Genomic DNA, 17,261 nt, shown 5'->3' with positions numbered 1-17,261 from the left:
CTACCCTGCCAGATAGGGCTGCTTGCGTTTTCTAGTTCAAGTGATTCGAATAAAAAAAGGGTTACTCACGATGAGTAACCCTTTTTCTTGAAACTTTTTAAAAATTTATCGCTGATCTATTAACGTATTAAGCGCTAAAGATTTGAGATAGCTCTGTCGCACATAGGTGGTACTGACGAGGACAGTTGCGCCATGTTGTTAGCATGCGACGGTACTTCTCTAGCATTGGCATTTGGCTATTGAAGTGGTGATCGGCTTTGTCGAATTGAGGGTAAAGACCTTCAGAATCAACAAGGAAACGCACGTAGTGTACGATCTGCGCTTCAGAAGCGATATCAAAACCTAAGAACTGCAGGCGACGTTGGTCTACTTCAGCACGTTCTTGTTCTGCAAGCATTTTGTTCGACTCTTGCATTGCATGGTACATCTCCATGATGTCGATAATTTCGCGACATTCTGCTTCAGTCAAACAACCAAACTCTTTGTTAAGCTCACGCATTTGGAGTTCGTAACCACGTTCTACAATCGTTTGTAGACGTTGGTATTTAGCGGAGTTCTCAGGATCCATTTGAGACATTAGGTAGTATTGATTTGATAGAATTAGACGCTGAGCATTGGTCATTTCCATGGGAGGAGCCTCACTAAAAAACTAAATGTTGTATTCTTTTGTTGCAGTAAGAGTAACAGCATTCCTACGAGTGGAAACATGATCTCAACACGGATTTAATATGATTTTTTGAATTGATAAACAAAAGTTGTAAAGAAAAGTGAAAGGATTGTTTGGCTCGAAAAGAAAACGCCCCAATCGAAATTGAGGCGCTTGAAATCACTATGAACGTCAGTCTAGATTAGTATTTTACGTTTGAATGGTACTGGCTAAGAACAGCAACAATCTCGTCCATTTTCTCTTTGCTTGGCGGGTTTGTACCTTCAAGAGGGTAGTCAAAACCAAGTGCTTCCCACTTATGTGCACCAAGCTTATGGTATGGAAGCAGTTCTACTTTCTCGATGTTATCCATGTCTTTGATGAATTCGCCTAGCAGATGAGCATCTTCAGGTGTGTCCGTGTAGCCAGGGACAATCACATAACGAATCCACGTCTTCTTACCGATTTTGTGTAAGTAGCGTGCGAAATCCAGAGTACGTCTGTTTGATACACCAATGAAATCGTGGTGAATCTCATCTCGCATGTGCTTAAGATCCAACATAACTAGATCAGAGGCTTCTAGGACTTCATCAACCACTTCAGTGTGCTTACGAATGTAGCCATTAGTATCAAGACAAGTGTGGATGCCTTCAGCTTGAGCTGCGCGGAAAAAGTCACGAACAAACTCAGGTTGTAGCATCGCTTCACCACCAGAACAGGTGATACCACCGCCCGATGCTTTCATGAAATGACGGTATGATTTTGCTTCGTTGATGATCTCTTCGACCGTTACTTCCTTTCCGTCATGAAGATCCCATGTATCACGGTTATGACAGTACATACAACGCATTAAGCAGCCTTGAAGAAACACAATAAAGCGGATACCAGGGCCATCGACAGTACCACAAGATTCGAATGAGTGAATGCGACCAGTTGTAGACATGAGCTATTCTCGTAGAGGAATTTATACCGTTTATTTTATTACAAAAACGGTACATAAAATAGGGTCAAATGGTAACGAGACCTTTAAAAATAAAGGCAACCACCTGTGAAGATGATTGCCTTTATTAAACTTGAAAAGTAAAGGACGAAAGCCCTTACTGGTGGCTAGAAGAAAGCAAACATTGTGATACCGCCAGTGGTGTACACTGACTCTTTCGCTTCTTCGTAATCCGGTGTTTTTGCGGTTAGCGCTAAAGAGGCACCAACGTATCGGTTATACCAAGCGACACCCAATACAGCAGTTGCTTGAATGTTCTCTAAAGTCACATCGTAGATCGCTGGATCTTCGTTGTTTTTATTAGCGTACTCATCAACACCTGAGCGATCGCCTTCGATAGTCAGGTCGTTGAATCGGTAGCGACCTTCGAGGCCTGCATAGGTAAACCAACCAGCGTTTGATGCGCCGATCATGCCCGGTTTGAATGGGTTTTCTGTGGTGATGTTAGCTGCACCAAAGTTACCGCCTAAGTCTGTACCCCAACGAAACATGAAGCCCGTTGAAATGTCACTTCTAAAGTTACCGACGTTGATTTCAGAAACGTTAGAGATTTCGTAGTCAGTATTCGCAAGAGCTTGATTACGCATTAGGTTGAAATGGCTTAGGTAACCAACGCTTCCCGCCCATTCATCATCGACTTGGTATTCCCAACCCATCGGCTCATCTGATTTTGTGATCGAGTGAACCAGCTTTTGAGCATCTTCAGACAGTGCACGTTCGCCCGTAGTACCAAACGTGATATTAAAACGCTGGGCTTGCTGTGGGTTTAAGCTGATGTAATTGAATTCAGTGTGAAGGTAACCTGCGTATGGGCGATCATTAGGCGATGGCGTTTCTAACTCAATGTCAGAAGGCGTATACATCTTGTGGCCAATGGTGATTTCCCACTTGTCTAGAGAGCTTGCGCCCCAGTAGGAAAGACTCAATGGTTTTACCCAGTTATATGGCGTAATACTTGATGATGTGTAACCCAGAAATAAGCCGTTGGTATAGTCTTGGTCGACACCAAAAATACCATCATTATCTAAAGCAAAAGTTAACGTAGAACGCTCAGAGGCTAAAGATGAGAAAGAGAGAAGAATCAGGGGTAAACAACGCAGGTATTTCATGGAGCAGTTACTCTTAAATTATGAACCGCGATATTACCGTAATTTGACAGAATTTGTGGAAAAAAAGTGAATGGCAGGGTGCTTTTTTGCTCAACCTAACATTTCGCGGGATAGGTGAGTGTAGTGCGATTTATTTCAGATATAAAAAAGCCCCGCACATTGGCGAGGCTAATATTATTTACTGTCTATTGAGCGTGAGCTTATAGAGACTCAGTAAATGTACGTGCGATTACGTCAGCTTGTTGCTCTGCAGTTAGAGAGTTAAAGCGAACAGCGTAACCAGATACACGGATTGTTAGCTGAGGGTATTTCTCAGGGTGCTTAACTGCGTCTTCAAGAGTTTCGCGGTTAAGAACGTTAACGTTAAGGTGTTGACCACCTTCAATGCCAGCTTCGTGGTGGAAGTAACCATCCATTAGGCCTGCAAGGTTAGCACGTTGGCTGTCTTGTTCTTTACCTAGTGCGTTTGGCACGATAGAGAACGTGTAAGAGATACCATCTTGTGCGTCAGCAAATGGTAGTTTACCTACAGACGTTAGTGATGCTACAGCACCTTTCTCATCACGACCGTGCATTGGGTTTGCACCAGGAGCGAAAGGAGCGCCAGCACGACGACCGTCTGGAGTGTTACCAGTTTTCTTACCGTATACAACGTTAGACGTGATAGTAAGAACTGACTGTGTAGGGATAGAGTTACGGTAAGTCTTAAGCTTACGGATCTTGTTCATGAACGTAGAAACTAGTTCACAAGCAATATCATCTACACGAGAGTCGTTGTTACCGTATTTAGGGTAATCGCCTTCGATTTCGAAGTCAGTTGCGATACCGTCTTCGTCACGGATTGGCTTCACTTTAGCAAACTTAATTGCAGACAGTGAGTCAGCTGCAACAGATAGACCAGCGATACCACAAGCCATAGTACGACGAACATCACGGTCATGAAGAGCCATTAGAGACGCTTCGTAGCTGTACTTGTCGTGCATGTAGTGAATGCTGTTTAGTGCAGTCACGTATTGCTTAGCTAACCAGTCCATGAATGTGTCTAGGCGACCCATTACGTCATCGTAGTTAAGAACTTCGTCAGTGATCTTGTCTGAAACAGGACCAACTTGCATCTTAAGTTTCTCGTCCACACCGCCGTTGATTGCGTAAAGCATTGTTTTCGCAAGGTTAGCACGAGCACCGAAGAACTGCATTTGCTTACCAACGATCATTGGAGATACACAACAAGCGATAGCGTAATCATCAGACTCTAGGTCAGGACGCATTAGGTCATCATTTTCGTACTGGATAGAAGAAGTATCGATAGATACCTTCGCACAGAAACGCTTGAAGCCGTCAGGTAGTTGCTCAGACCAAAGAACAGTGATGTTTGGCTCTGGAGAAGGACCCATAGTGTATAGAGAGTTTAGGAAACGGAAGTTCGAACGCGTTACTAGCGTACGACCGTCGATACCCATACCACCCATAGACTCTGTTGCCCAGATTGGGTCGCCAGAGAACAGCTCATCGTACTCAGGAGTACGTAGGAAACGAACCATACGCAGTTTCATTACGAAGTGGTCGATCATTTCTTGTGCTTGTTCTTCAGTGATCTTGCCAGCAGCGATATCACGCTCGATGTAGATGTCTAGGAAAGTCGAAGTACGACCTAGAGACATTGCAGCACCGTTTTGAGATTTAACAGCAGCTAGGTAGCCGAAGTAAGTCCACTGGATAGCTTCTTGAGCTGTTTGAGCTGGCTCAGAGATATCGAAACCGTATTTCTCAGCCATTTGCTTGATTTGACCTAGAGCACGATGTTGCTCAGAGATCTCTTCACGCAGTTGCATTGTTTCTGCTAGGTTTTCACCGTTTTCGAATTGCTCTTGAAGAGAAGCAAATTGAGCTTGCTTGTCTTTCATTAGGAAATCAATACCGTAAAGTGCAACACGACGGTAGTCACCAATGATACGACCACGGCCGTAAGCATCAGGAAGACCAGTCAGAACACCAGACTTACGACATTTTAGGATATCAGGAGTGTAGATATCGAAAACGCCAGCATTGTGTGTTTTGCGGTATTCTGAGTAGATTTTTGAAACCATTGGGTCAAGAGTTTCACCGTATGCTTTACAAGAACCTTCAACCATACGTACACCACCGTTAGGGATGATTGCACGTTTTAGTGGCTTCTCAGTTTGTAGACCAACGATAGTCTCAAGATCTTTCTCAATGTAACCTGCATCGTGAGCAGTAATGGTAGAGATAACAGAAGTATCGAAATCTACAGGTGCTTTAGTTGCGTTTTCCTGTTTGATACCTTCCATTACCGAAGACCAAAGCTTGTTAGTTGCTTCAGTACCCTCAGAAACTAGGAAAGACTCGTCGCCTTCATACGGCGTGTAGTTCTTTTGAATGAAATCACGAACGTTTACTTCGCTTTGCCACTCACCTGCAGCAAAATCTTCCCAAGCTTTAGCAAATTGCTCTGCCATGACATACCTACCTTTTTAGTAGAAAAAATACGTACATTAACACTGTTGAGCCAGCGCCCCTCGTAAGGGTAGTACACTCTTATTAATAACAATATATATGAGCATATAAGCATCATATGGTTATATATATTGTCACTACCTTTTATATGTTGTCTTTACTCTATGTATTCAAGACTACGCTAAAAAATTTCTGCAAACCTTAAACTAAATCAATAAATGCCAAAAAAAGTTGAAAAAATTTGAGTGGCAGGGGTTGCCACCCAAACTTTTTTTTAATCCTAATACTACTTTTGTGTAGTAAGGACTATTATAGCCAAGCTTTTAGACCATACTGACCTTCTAGCATACCAACTGCAAGCATTGCCACTAGACAGATAACTAAAACGCCAACAGGGATAACAATCTTATCTACAAATGATAGACGCTTTGCACGCTCTTTATCACCAATTAGACCATTATTATCAAGAAGCATAGTCAGTGCCCATGCTAATACTGGGTTAACAACCGCTGAACCGAAGATACAGATACCAGCTGCTTGAGAGTCTTTTGAATCTTTAACCATCTGCATACCCGCTTCAAGTAGAGGTAGAGATACACCTACAAGTAGCGCAACACGCATCACTGGTGGCCATACTGCTACGTCCATTGGGAAGCCAAGAATCGCAACAATAATACATAGAGAGCCAAGCAAGATTGCGCCGCCAGGGATTGGACGTTTCGCGATAGCCGCTGGGATCATGTAAGTACCCCAAGATGAAGTGATGTTACCACCACCAACTGCTGTACCTACCATTTGACGAACTGAACACATAGTCATTGTGTCGTCTACGTCCATCAGTACTTTTTCAGACTTTTTAGGGTAGTTCAGTTCTTGGAAGATACGGTGACCTAGGAAGTCAGGTGACCACATTGCTACTGCTAGGATTGCAAATGGTAGAGAAGCGATGAAGTGCTCAACGTTTGGTAAACCAAGCATCCAACCTTCTTCAGTAGAACCCCACCAGTAGATTGGGTTTAGGTTTGGAATGCCTGTTTCAGTTACGAATTTGATATCGAAACCAGCACCAAGTACTAGAGCAATAGCTAGACCAGTGAAAGCACAAACAGGGATTGCTAACCAACGCTTGTTCACTTTAGCAAGGAATGCATATAGACCGATGGTAACGGCTAGAACAATCAAACCGATGTAACCCATGCTACCAGCAGCGACAGTGTCAGACTGAAGACCAACAGCCCAAGCTTGAATTGAGTTGATTTGGCTCATTGTACCGGTTAGACCCAAGAAGATGAGCAAGCCACCCGCCGTACCTTCAGAGGTAAGGTTAACAAGTTTAGACCCACCTTTTAGGAAGCTTAGGATAAGACCGAAGACACCGATAAGGATTGCCAATGCAAGAGGGTGAGCACCAGCAAGAGCGATGGTACCAATAAGAGGAATCATTGGGCCGTGGTTACCGGCAAGGTTAGCTTTAGGGTTAAAGAAACCAGAAGCAAGGATACAGAACAGCAGTGCAGGGATAAGCATTTCTACACGAGCGACTTCAATCGCAAAGTCTTTACCAAGGTTTACGTGATCCCAAGCTTGAGTTAGGCCTTCAGCCCAAGACATCATTACTGCAGAGTACATCGCGATGATACCAATGGTACCAGCCAGTGCAGGAACAAGGTCTTCTAGTTCAAAGCGGAAGTCACGGCCAGGAAGGTTTAGGCCAAAGCGGCGAGGCTTCATGATTTGAAGTTCGTGATCTAGATAATCTGAGCGGTTCTCAAATTCAGAAGCAGGGCGGTGTAGCTCTTTATAGCTTTTCTCTTCTACTTCAGAGTTCGCATTATTGACAACGTCTGACATAGATTCCTCATATTTTTTGTTAGTAATTCTAAAATTGAATTCTATAAGTTCGCGTAATTGCGTTATTTCTTAGTTATAACTCATTAACATTATGTTGCACGGTTTTGCTGTGCTTTATGCAGTTAAGTTAAAAGAAATGTTTGGCATTTTTAATGCCTTATTTTGTGTTGAGGAGTCTAACAAGCTTACCCTTTAGGGTGATTGATCTTGATCACTTTATGAGTGTATGTGAAAGAAAGCTACAAAACGCAGCGATTCATTAACGTACCATTGATAAAAAGTGTAATTTGTTTTCACAAACTGACGTTTACCTATCTTCTTCGAGCCTTTGTCGTCATGGCTCGAGTTCAATACTCAATTCTTACTGAGTTATTTCACTATTACTTGCTTCCCAACTGTTCCGAGTGAAATGCTTACAATGTAATAACCTTAAAATAATTGTGCTTTAAGGTGAGGGCAGTGTGCTGAATGTATGCGCTATATTTTGTCGACAGTAATGTTTATAAGTTCACAAAACGTGTTTTTCTTGTGAGACATCCAGCTACGAGAATCTCATTTTGATTAACTTTATTTAAACAATGTAAGGGGTGTAATTGCAGCTTATTGATAGAACTCATTCATTAAATTGAGGCGAAAACGCTACCTTTTGCATAATAAGTCAGAGTGAATCGCTATTTATTCCAATTTATCAGGTTAATAATTTGTTGCATGTTGTTTCGTGTGGTGCTAGTTTGTATCGCATGAAAAGGTCGGAGTACCTTGCATTTTCACAAACTTGGGAGAGAAAGCGCATGAAAGATGTACCAGCGCTGGACATAAAGGATCTACACAAAACGTTTGGTCAAAATGAAGTTTTAAAGGGAATTTCACTTTCTGCGCATAAAGGCGATGTTGTATCGATTATCGGATCTTCAGGGTCGGGTAAAAGTACTTTCCTTAGATGTATCAACCTTTTAGAGACACCAACTGCAGGCGAGATTTGGGTTAATGGCGAATTAATTCAAATGAAAAACAACCGCCAAGGCGTATCTGTTCCTGCCAACGAAAAACAAGTACAGCGTATCCGTTCACGCTTAGCGATGGTTTTTCAAGGCTTCAATCTTTGGTCTCACCTGACCGTTCTCGAAAATGTTATCGAAGCACCCGTTCACGTATTAGGTGTACCTAAAGCTCAAGCGATTGAAAATGCAGAACTACTACTTAAAAAAGTAGGCTTGTATGAGCGCAAAGATTACTACCCAGGTCATTTATCCGGTGGACAACAACAACGAGCGGCAATTGCTCGAGCGTTAGCGGTTGATCCGGAAGTGATGCTGTTTGATGAGCCAACATCAGCACTTGACCCTGAGTTAGTAGGGGAAGTACTCGGTGTAATGCGAGATCTAGCAGAAGAAGGAAGAACCATGCTTGTGGTAACACATGAAATGGCTTTTGCTCGTGACGTATCAAACCATGTGATGTTCCTGCACCAAGGTCTAGTGGAAGAACAGGGCGATCCAGCTAAACTGTTTACGGAACCTGAATCTGAACGTTTACAACAATTTATCTCATCGATTTACTAATCAGAATTGAAACGCCGTTGCCAACGGTAAACAGCGACGGTGTGAACAATAAAACACAACAAGTAAGTTAATAAGCAACAACAAACACAATATTAAAACTAGCAAAACATAAAAACCTAAATCACAGGAGTAGGGATATGAAAAAGTGGTTATTAGTCGCGGCACTTGCTGCAACTGCTGCAACGGGCGTAGCTCAAGCAAAAGAATGGAAAACAGTACGCTTTGGTATTGAAGGTGCTTACCCTCCATTTAGCTGGACAGAAGCTGACGGGTCACTGAAAGGCTTCGATGTCGATATGGCTAACGCACTTTGTACTGAAATGCAGGTGCAGTGTAAGATCGTTGCACAAGACTGGGATGGTATCATTCCTTCTCTACTTGCTCGTAAATATGATGCGATCATCGCGGCAATGTCTATCACGGAAGAGCGTAAGAAAAAAATCGACTTCACTGGTAAATACGCACTTATCCCAAACAAGTTCATCGCTAAGAAAGGTGCAGGCCTTAACTTTGATGATCTAAGCGGTCAAAAGATTGCAGTTCAACGTGCAACAACTCACGATAAATACCTAACAGACAACTACGGCGATACAGTAGAGATCGTTCGTTACGGTTCATTCGACGAAGCTTACCTTGATCTAGCAAACGGTCGTGTTGCTGCTGTACTAGGTGATGCATCTGCTCTAGAAGAAGGCGTGCTGAACAAAGCTGGTGGTGAAGACTACGAGTTTGTTGGCCCCTCTCTAACGGATCCTAAGTGGTTCGGTGAAGGTATGGGTATTGCTGTTCGTAAGCAAGACAAAGATCTGACTAAGCAATTAGATGCGGCAATCCTTTCACTACGTGAAAAAGGCATCTACCAAGATATCGCGGCTAAATACTTCAACTACGACGTATACGGTCAGTAATCTTTAGCGTCAATTCTTAAGGGAGAGGTTCTCCTCTCCCTGTCTTACCAACTTTTTCGCAGTTCTGTTGGAATCCATTATGTTTGATTTACAAGGATATGAAGCGTCGATCCTGAAAGGGGCGGTGCTCACAATCGAAGTTGCCTTGCTGTCGCTAATTTTAGCTATGGTTCTTGGTATGCTAGGTGCCTTAGCAAAACTCGCGCCTTATCGCTGGGCTCGTGCTATTGCAACCCTCTACACAACCGTCATTCGAGGCATTCCAGATCTCGTACTGATGATGCTGATTTTCTTTGGTGGACAAATCCTTTTAAACAACAGTTTGTATTCCATGAACGAGTGGCTCAACGAGTGGTTTGCATCCAGTGATCCTAACCACGAATGGACCGCTTACTTACCTGATTATATTGATGTCAGCCCATTTGTTGCTGGTGTCTTAACCATAGGCTTTATTTTCGGTGCCTATATGGCAGAAACGTTCCGTGGTGCCATCATGGCTGTCGACAGCGGTGAAATGGAAGCGGCAAAAGCTTATGGTATGAGCCCTGTAAAGGCGTTTCACCGCATACTGCTACCGCAGATGATTCGTCACGCATTACCGGGTTTTGGGAATAACTGGCTGGTATTACTTAAAACCACTGCGCTGGTTTCGATTATTGGCCTAGAAGACATGGTACGTGTTAGTGCACTGGCGGCGGGTTCAACCAAAATGCCATTCACTTTCTACATGACTGTGGCAATTATCTTCTTATTCTTCACCAGTGTTTCAACGGGCTTACTTAAGCTGGTTGAACGTAAATTCAGTATCCACGCGAGGTAGTTATGGACTTTTCATTGATAATTGAAAGCCTGCCGATTTACCTTGGTGGTTTATGGACAACGGCTTGGATGGTTTGCGTTGCTTTGATCATTGGCTTATTCGTCGCCATACCACTAGCTATCGCTCGTAACAGTCCAAATATGCTGATTAATGCTCCGGCTTGGTCATTCATCTATTTCTTCCGTGGTACGCCATTACTGGTTCAGCTGTACCTGATTTACTACGGTATGGACCAATTCTTCCCAGTGAAAGACACATTATGGGAAAACGCGTGGTTCTGTGCTTTGGTGGCATTCATTCTTAACACGTCAGCTTATACTGCTGAGATCATTCGCGGTGCGATTAATGGCTTACCGAAAGGTGAAGTGGAAGCAGCAAAAGCTTACGGCATGAGCACACCTAAGACTTACCGTCGTATCATCTTACCAAGTGCTCTACGTCGTGCATTACCGGCTTACAGTAACGAAGTTATCTTCATGCTTCACGGCTCTGCGGTAGCGGGTATCGTAACCATTATGGATCTAACCGGTGCAGCTCGTTTGGTTAACTCTCGTTACTATGCCCCATTCGAGTCTTTCCTAACGGCAGGTCTGTTCTACATGGCACTAACGTTCATCATCATCGCGATTTTCAAATTCGCAGAGAAGCGTTTCCTTGCTTATCTAAGACCCCTTAGCTAATTGCACGGTATTCACACAGTTAACAAAACGGCGCTCATTGAGCGCCGTTCTTATTTAGGGTTTGTATAGGAATTAGTTGAGTAGCTCTTTGAAGCAAAAAGGACTTATTACACAAGCAATAAGTCCTTTAACTTTGCTTCTGATTTACTAGTTCAAAAAGCAATTAAACTTCATTAACGCCAATGAAATCACCATCAAAGGATGCATCAGTGTAGATGATGACTTCTTTGCCTCCTTTGGTGAAGCTATAAGCGGTAATCGTTTCAGTTCCATCGAGTCCAAGTTTATCTTGCATATCTTGGTCTAGCGTCACTGATGTTGCGGTTTGGTATTGGAATCCTTGAAGATGACTAGCGTCGATATCTTCAATTCCTAAAGCAAAGAATTCAGCAACTTGGTCGTCGTTCTTTGCTCTATTACCATCAAGGTCATGGTTTTGATTGAAGGTTTTACCTAGAGAAATAGTCAGTTTGTCATTAGCTGAGTCTCCCCCTATGACTGCTTCAAACCCATTGATGTTTGACCCCTTCGACATGTCGATATCGACACCACCAGGGTCATTGGCGACCAGTACATCGAACCCTTTACCACCATGAATTAGAGTATCCTCTGCATCAAAGGCTACTGTATCGTTGCCTTTACCAGCACGGATTTCGTCTGCACCACCACCACCAATGATGATGTCATCGCCTTTACCGCCTTTGATATGGTCGATTCCGTCTCCGCCATCAAGCCAATCATCGCCTTTACCACCAAACAATTGCTCTGGTTGGTCGTCGATTTCAACGGTGGTTACCACATCATCGAAGTCACCATCACCGCCGGGGTTGTCATTCCAGAACTGATTTCCGAGTTCTGTACCCGGATTGAAGTTGTTAATGCCGCTAACATCTAAGGTAAGGTTGCCGTTACTACCGACTAAATCTTGTACGCCCAGCAAGAAGGGGTGGTCACTATTGTTAGAGCTGGTCGCTTGTTGAGTGTTTAAGTCAATTGCGATACTTTCGCCTGAGACGAAACCGTCATTCCCGCCATCTGGGATAATGAAGAACCCGAGCGTATCAACGCAATCATCACAGTGCCCCAAATCGAGACTAAAGCTGTTGCCAGCTTCAGAGTTTGGAAGGTGATCTTTCACATTCCCCCAAATGACTTCAGCGTTTACATTGCCTTCACTGTCTTTTGTGAAGTAACCAAACGAATTTTCGAAGCCCGCTTCGGTGCCTTCCATAGTGACGTCAATAGTCCCTCTGAAGCTACTTACATCGTAGTAACCCGTCTCAGGATCGAGTTCAGGTATGCCACCTTTGGCGTTGTCACCACCAAGAATGACATCGTCCCCACGACCACCGCGCAATATATCGGTTCCGTCACCCGTTAGGCCATCGGTGGTAACAGAAGTTACGTAGTAGTCACTTGAATCGGCATTAGCGTTTCCGTTTTTGTCAAATGCAGAACCAACGGCAGTAAACTGAAGTTCATCAAAGGCTTTAAAGCCAGTGTCATCAGGACCGATGTTTAGATAACCGCTGTTGTTATTGCCATCCGCTAAATCGCTCGCAATGAAATCGCCCTCAGCGACCAGAATACCTTCCCGATATGCTGCCCAATGGCCTGCCTCATCTACGCCATTGTCGCCTTCATTTAAGTAGAGGTTGGAAATGCCGACTTTAGCAATCATTGTATGTTCGTCTAAGCTGACGGAAAACATCTCTGATGCACCTTCACCGGTAACGCCGTCGTAGCTGAAGCCAATTTGAGCAAGCACGCCAGCCTCTGCTGCGCCATTTACCCCATAACCTGTACCGCCAGAGCTTGCATTACCTGTATCAACGGTGCCGACAGAACCATCAGCGTTGTAGGCGGTTGAATTTGCTGATAGGTCGACGGATGTCGTTGGATCTGCTAATTCAAACTCGCCGGTTCCTTCGTTAAACGACAGCGCTTCAAAGTTATCGCCGATAATTACGTCATTCCCTTTACCGCCTCGAATCAAATCGTTCCCAGCAGCGCCTTCATTTGCAGCGTCTGGCCCGTTATCACCAATGAGCACATCGTTATGCAGTACCTGCTTCAATGACACATTATCAATCAGAGCCCCAAAGGTGTCTTCTGCGCCGTCGGCAATAAAATTGAGTGAGTAATTTCCTGAAGAGAGATCGACATCTTCGCTAAACAGATCCCAATCATCATCGACGCCGTCAATGTCTTGGAAAGACTTCTCGAATACAACGTCGGTGCCCGCCATTATTTGGACTGTGAAAGGAGCGGTGGTGCTATCGCCTCCTTTGTTACGGAAAGCGTAGGAAAAATCGAGTTGATATATACCGTCGTCATCGACCGTAAATGTTTGGGAGACGGTTGAATTTGAATTCGCGCCATGCGAGTCTAATTCTAGGAAGTGACCACTGGCGATATCAGTCCCGTAACCATCAGCTGGGACACCGCCATGCAGTTGTTCTTGAATCTCGATACTGCCAACCTCTGCGTTCCATGCACCGGCGCTTGGCGCTGTTCCCCATGTATTGCCAAGGTCAAAAGCTTCAAAATCACCATCGCTGATTAGGTTTTCGCCAAATTCTGCACCAGCGCCTCTGTCACCATAAATAATGTCATTGTTCGCACCGCCTTCAACATAATCATCACCGGCACCTGCAACCACAATGTCGTCAACACACTCTTCTCCTAGCGCTTCTAAATCTTTATCGCGTGCCGCGCTTAAATCGCGGTTAACGCCGGCTTCATCACCAGCATTGAGCGAATGATTCCAAGCTTCAACCACATCGTTTCCGGCACCTGCTTTAATTGTGTCCGATCCACGTCCAGCAGCGATAAAGTCATCGCCGCTGCCGGCATGCACAATGTCGTCGCCTTTACCGGCTCGTACTTCGAGGTTATCGCCGCTGAGGTTAGAAAGGTCATTGTTGACATCTCTAGATTCTGGGGTGGGGAGGTTAGGACCATCTACTAGTATATTGGTATCATTGCTACCATTACTTTTCAGTCCTGCTGCTGTATTGGTTACTTCTGCCATCGTTTTTTCCTCACATATCATTCGATACATAGAGGCAGCCCAGCCATCTCGGCTTCATCCCTGAGATCTGGAGCTTTCCGTCCTCACCTCACGATGAGTTTGGCTTTATCTTCTTTGTGCGCTTGGTTAAATTTCTCTCATTGCCTTATAGGCGCTCACAGAGAGTGGGTTGAGTAGATACTCGAGCGGTGTTTGTTGCTCAAGTAATATCATCACTTCTGCGGGCATGCCCGGATACAATGAGATGTTTTCTAATGCTTCTAGCTCAGACTTATCTAACGATACTCTCGCTAAGTAAGCAGAAGATCCTGTAGCTTGATCGCTAATGCGGTCAGCCGAAATATGGACTAATTTTCCACGAATCGGTGGTGTTTTACGGAAACTGTATGCAGTCAGTCTTACTTGGGTATCCAAGCCAATTCGTAAGGCTTCGATGTCTTCTGGCTTCACTAACGCTTCTACAATCAACTCGTCATTTTGCGGAACCAATTCCATCAAGGTTTCACCGGGTGGAACGATGGCATTTTCGGAGACCACATTAAGTCCAACCACCACACCACTTTGAGGTGCTCTTATTTCAACCCGGGTAAGAATATCTTGAGCATTGACCATAGCTTCTCTGGTTTCATTCAGCTTTCGTTCTAAATCTTGTATCTCTTCGCCGAGCGTTTTGGCGTAAGTATAATCCGCGTTGATCAGCTCTAATTTCGCTTCGGCGATGGTGCGCTTGGCGTGTCCGATTCTAGCTTTGAGGTCAGCAACGTTACCTTGTAATTGAGAGCGTTCTCGCTGTAAATCCAATAAGCGAGATTTGGATGTGTTACCGGAAACAAGCAAATCTTGGTGCATTTGTACCTGTTCTTCTAAATACTTCAGGCTTCGATTTCCGGCTAAGAATCGTTGTTGGAAGCCTTGCAGATCAAGTTTTGATTGCTCGACTTTTTGCTGTAACACATCGGATTCACCGGATTTTAACGATTGTCTTTTGCTGAAAAGTTTACTCTGCGTATCAAGTAAGCTTGATACGTTTGGGTCACTCATAAGGGAGAGTAATCTCATATCAAATTGAATTTCTTGATGACTCGCTAACTCTGATTGTAAGCGGTTCAGCCGCGCTAAATCACTTTGCCACTGAGCTCTTAGCCTTAGAAGCGATGCTTGAGCTTGTGTGTGACTTAACGTGATGAGCAGTTCGTCTTTTTGAACATGGTCGCCGTCAGAAACATGGACGATTTCTACAATCCCGCCTTCTAAGTGCTGAATGGGTTTTCGCTTTGATTCTACGATAATCACGCCTGGCGCAATGGCCGCAGAAGAAAGCGGGGCTAGGTATGCCCAAGCAGCAAAGCCACCAAGAGTAGTCACAAGAACTAACCAGATGAACACCTGTATTTTGAATGTAGAAAAGATCAGTTTTCTACCATCGTCGAAGTGAATACCTTTATCGTCATGATGAATACTAGCCATTCGACACCTCCGAGGAAGCGACATTGAAGAGCGACCGGACCACTTTACTCGCTTCGCCTGCTTGCGTTATCTGGCCGTTTTTCAATTCAACAACCCAATCGACATGTCTGAGTAAGCTTGGGTTATGCGTTACCATCACGACAGAAATGGATTTCTCTTTCGCCAATTGTAATAGCGAAACAAGAAACTCTTCGCCTTCTTTGTCGAGATGGGAATCAGGCTCATCAAGCACGAGTAGCTTAGGTGAGAAAACCAATGCTCTTGCGATGGCAAGTTTCTGGGCTTGTCCACCAGATAACTGATGACCAAAAGAACCGATAATCGTTTCATATCCATTCGGTAAGGCGACAACAGCATCATGCACACCGGCTTGAATAGCGGATCTGACGATTTGGCTATCCGTAACGTTGGAATCAAATCGGGCGATATTTTGTTTGACAGTGCCATGTAAAAAGTCGATGTGCTGAGGAACATAACCGACGGTGTGTTTGAACTGATTCAGATTCCACAACTCAACATTGAGTCCATCGATAGAAATGCCACCTTTTGAGGGCGATATGCCGTTAGTGATCATTTTGCAGAGGGAAGACTTACCTGACCCGCTAGGGCCTATCAATGCGACTCGATTTCCTGATTCCAGTCTTAGCTTCAAACCATTAAGAGTCGGCTTGTTAAGGTTTTCAGAGGCGAACCATGTGACGTTGTCGATGACCAGATCACCTTTAATTGTTTCCAACTCGGTTCGCTCGGTATGTTTAGTATGAGAAGCAAATTCCTTAGCTAAGCGTTTGTTTGCATCCAAACCAGTTTTCCATGCTTGAATACCACTAGAGAGCATCTCAATTGGCTGGAGTGCTCTCGCCATTAGGATTGAACCCGCAATCATTCCACCAGCAGACATGGCATTTTGAATGACTAGACTTGCTCCGACAGCCATGATGATGAGTTGAAGGACCATACGTATGTAACGAGAAAATGCACTCAGTGAACAGGTGGCTTGATCTAAATGGCTTCGAGACCAGCTCTTCTCCGCCAATATTTCTTGGTAGGTCTGACTTAAACCTTGTTGTTGATGTTGGCTAAAGATCGTGGCGTGTTTTTGAAAGCACTCGTCGTTTTTTCTTTGTGTTGCGAGCTGGCTTAAGTAAGTGGTTTTAAAGTGCTTAGATTTAACCCAATGAGAAAGCAATGTTGTCATGAGAATAAAAACAACGGCACCCACACCGACTAATCCTATATATGGATGAATCGCAAACATAATAATAAGAAAAAGGGGAGTGAATGGCAGATCAAACATGACAAAGTAGGCTGGAGAAGAGAGTAGGCTCTTTACCTCACTTATATCGTTGAACAGATGTTTTTCTTTTGATTTCGATGAGAAGGAGGTTTGTTCAAATAGCTGCTGAGACGCGATAAATTCAAATTTGATCGCTTTCTTTTGTGCATACTTGGCTCTAGACGCGTCAAGGAACGCTTGGGCTGTAAGTAGGAACACAGCAATGAAAGCCAAGAATAGAAGCGTATCTAAACTTTGACTTGAGAGGACTCGATCAAACACTTGAAGGCTGAATAAGGGAACGACTAACATCAATACGCTGATCGCTCCGCTGACCACCATCATCGGAAGTAAACTACGCAGATTAATTGGATTTATACCGGCCCAAGGCTTTGCGTCCATACAAAAATCTCTCCATTGGTTGTCCAAATAG

At 44.1% G+C, this 17,261-nt stretch carries 12 protein-coding genes and 1 riboswitch; of the genes, 4 read left to right on the top strand and 8 right to left on the bottom strand.

All coding sequences use genetic code 11. The features are described 5' to 3' along the window. Window positions 1–127: 127 nt before the first annotated feature. The 5 genes from AB4583_RS01075 to AB4583_RS01055 form a co-directional block, all read right to left on the bottom strand. The gene (locus AB4583_RS01075; RefSeq protein ID WP_017066932.1) at window positions 128–628 is read right to left on the bottom strand and encodes a YfbU family protein; all 501 of its coding nucleotides are present in this window, start codon (window positions 626–628) and stop codon (window positions 128–130) included. Window positions 629–848: 220 nt separating this feature from the next. Then, window positions 849–1,589 (bottom strand): pyruvate formate lyase 1-activating protein, encoded by a 741-nt coding sequence (pflA, locus tag AB4583_RS01070; RefSeq protein WP_010437353.1) that lies wholly within the window; start codon window positions 1,587–1,589, stop codon window positions 849–851. Window positions 1,590–1,753: 164 nt separating this feature from the next. After that, entirely contained in the window at window positions 1,754–2,755 is a 1,002-nt protein-coding gene (locus AB4583_RS01065; RefSeq protein WP_017063491.1) for a lipid A deacylase LpxR family protein, read from the bottom strand. Window positions 2,756–2,955: 200 nt separating this feature from the next. Continuing rightward, window positions 2,956–5,232: a formate C-acetyltransferase gene (gene pflB, locus AB4583_RS01060; protein ID WP_017063492.1), complete on the bottom strand. Its 2,277-nt coding sequence runs from the start codon at window positions 5,230–5,232 to the stop codon at window positions 2,956–2,958. A gap of 307 nt (window positions 5,233–5,539) precedes the next feature. Beyond that, complete coding sequence (locus AB4583_RS01055; RefSeq protein ID WP_017070031.1) at window positions 5,540–7,081, bottom strand: DUF3360 family protein; 1,542 nt, start codon at window positions 7,079–7,081, stop codon at window positions 5,540–5,542. A 791-nt stretch (window positions 7,082–7,872) separates the two neighbouring features. On the opposite strand from AB4583_RS01055, the gene AB4583_RS01050 reads away from it, so the two are divergent. The 4 genes from AB4583_RS01050 to AB4583_RS01035 all read left to right on the top strand — a co-directional run bounded on the left by AB4583_RS01050 (window position 7,873) and on the right by AB4583_RS01035 (window position 11,051). Beyond that, the gene (locus AB4583_RS01050; protein WP_004736532.1) at window positions 7,873–8,643 is read left to right on the top strand and encodes an ABC transporter ATP-binding protein; all 771 of its coding nucleotides are present in this window, start codon (window positions 7,873–7,875) and stop codon (window positions 8,641–8,643) included. A gap of 137 nt (window positions 8,644–8,780) precedes the next feature. Further along, window positions 8,781–9,551, top strand: coding sequence for an ABC transporter substrate-binding protein (locus AB4583_RS01045; protein WP_017062125.1), 771 nt, complete (start codon window positions 8,781–8,783; stop codon window positions 9,549–9,551). Window positions 9,552–9,630: 79 nt separating this feature from the next. Continuing rightward, window positions 9,631–10,371 (top strand): ABC transporter permease, encoded by a 741-nt coding sequence (locus tag AB4583_RS01040; protein WP_372116046.1) that lies wholly within the window; start codon window positions 9,631–9,633, stop codon window positions 10,369–10,371. A 2-nt stretch (window positions 10,372–10,373) separates the two neighbouring features. Beyond that, window positions 10,374–11,051 carry an ABC transporter permease gene (locus AB4583_RS01035; RefSeq protein ID WP_017062123.1) on the top strand — a complete coding sequence of 226 codons (678 nt, stop codon included), beginning with the start codon at window positions 10,374–10,376 and terminating at the stop codon, window positions 11,049–11,051. A gap of 163 nt (window positions 11,052–11,214) precedes the next feature. Here the strand turns inward: AB4583_RS01035 and AB4583_RS01030 are convergent, their stop codons facing one another. From AB4583_RS01030 to AB4583_RS01020, 3 genes are all read right to left on the bottom strand, one after another. Then, a complete protein-coding gene (locus AB4583_RS01030; protein WP_372116045.1) occupies window positions 11,215–14,085 on the bottom strand; it encodes a hypothetical protein in 2,871 nt (956 codons plus the stop codon). Between the two features lie 30 nt (window positions 14,086–14,115). Beyond that, window positions 14,116–14,199, bottom strand: a riboswitch (cyclic di-GMP riboswitch). Window positions 14,200–14,211: 12 nt separating this feature from the next. Then, window positions 14,212–15,552, bottom strand: a complete 1,341-nt coding sequence (locus AB4583_RS01025) for an HlyD family type I secretion periplasmic adaptor subunit (protein WP_017070029.1) — start codon at window positions 15,550–15,552, stop codon at window positions 14,212–14,214. Then, window positions 15,545–17,230, bottom strand: a complete 1,686-nt coding sequence (locus AB4583_RS01020) for a type I secretion system permease/ATPase (protein ID WP_372116044.1) — start codon at window positions 17,228–17,230, stop codon at window positions 15,545–15,547. Before AB4583_RS01020 ends, AB4583_RS01025 begins: the two co-directional genes overlap by 8 nt. Between the last annotated feature and the right edge of the window lie 31 nt (window positions 17,231–17,261).

The organism is Vibrio sp. 10N.222.49.C12 (assembly GCF_041475025.1).
Classification (GTDB): domain Bacteria; phylum Pseudomonadota; class Gammaproteobacteria; order Enterobacterales; family Vibrionaceae; genus Vibrio; species Vibrio crassostreae_C.
The sequence above is the reverse complement of the archived record's forward strand: the minus strand, read 5'-3'. Positions and strand labels throughout refer to the sequence as shown.

Bases quoted from the DNA above. Each gene is read 5' to 3' on its own strand.
- AB4583_RS01075 (WP_017066932.1), bottom strand. From the start codon at position 628: ATGGAAATGACCAATGCTCAGCGTCTAATTCTATCAAATCAATACTAC.
- pflA (WP_010437353.1), bottom strand. From the start codon at position 1,589: ATGTCTACAACTGGTCGCATTCACTCATTCGAATCTTGTGGTACTGTC.
- AB4583_RS01065 (WP_017063491.1), bottom strand. From the start codon at position 2,755: ATGAAATACCTGCGTTGTTTACCCCTGATTCTTCTCTCTTTCTCATCT.
- pflB (WP_017063492.1), bottom strand. From the start codon at position 5,232: ATGGCAGAGCAATTTGCTAAAGCTTGGGAAGATTTTGCTGCAGGTGAG.
- AB4583_RS01055 (WP_017070031.1), bottom strand. From the start codon at position 7,081: ATGTCAGACGTTGTCAATAATGCGAACTCTGAAGTAGAAGAGAAAAGC.
- AB4583_RS01050 (WP_004736532.1), top strand. From the start codon at position 7,873: ATGAAAGATGTACCAGCGCTGGACATAAAGGATCTACACAAAACGTTT.
- AB4583_RS01045 (WP_017062125.1), top strand. From the start codon at position 8,781: ATGAAAAAGTGGTTATTAGTCGCGGCACTTGCTGCAACTGCTGCAACG.
- AB4583_RS01040 (WP_372116046.1), top strand. From the start codon at position 9,631: ATGTTTGATTTACAAGGATATGAAGCGTCGATCCTGAAAGGGGCGGTG.
- AB4583_RS01035 (WP_017062123.1), top strand. From the start codon at position 10,374: ATGGACTTTTCATTGATAATTGAAAGCCTGCCGATTTACCTTGGTGGT.
- AB4583_RS01030 (WP_372116045.1), bottom strand. From the start codon at position 14,085: ATGGCAGAAGTAACCAATACAGCAGCAGGACTGAAAAGTAATGGTAGC.
- AB4583_RS01025 (WP_017070029.1), bottom strand. From the start codon at position 15,552: ATGGCTAGTATTCATCATGACGATAAAGGTATTCACTTCGACGATGGT.
- AB4583_RS01020 (WP_372116044.1), bottom strand. From the start codon at position 17,230: ATGGACGCAAAGCCTTGGGCCGGTATAAATCCAATTAATCTGCGTAGT.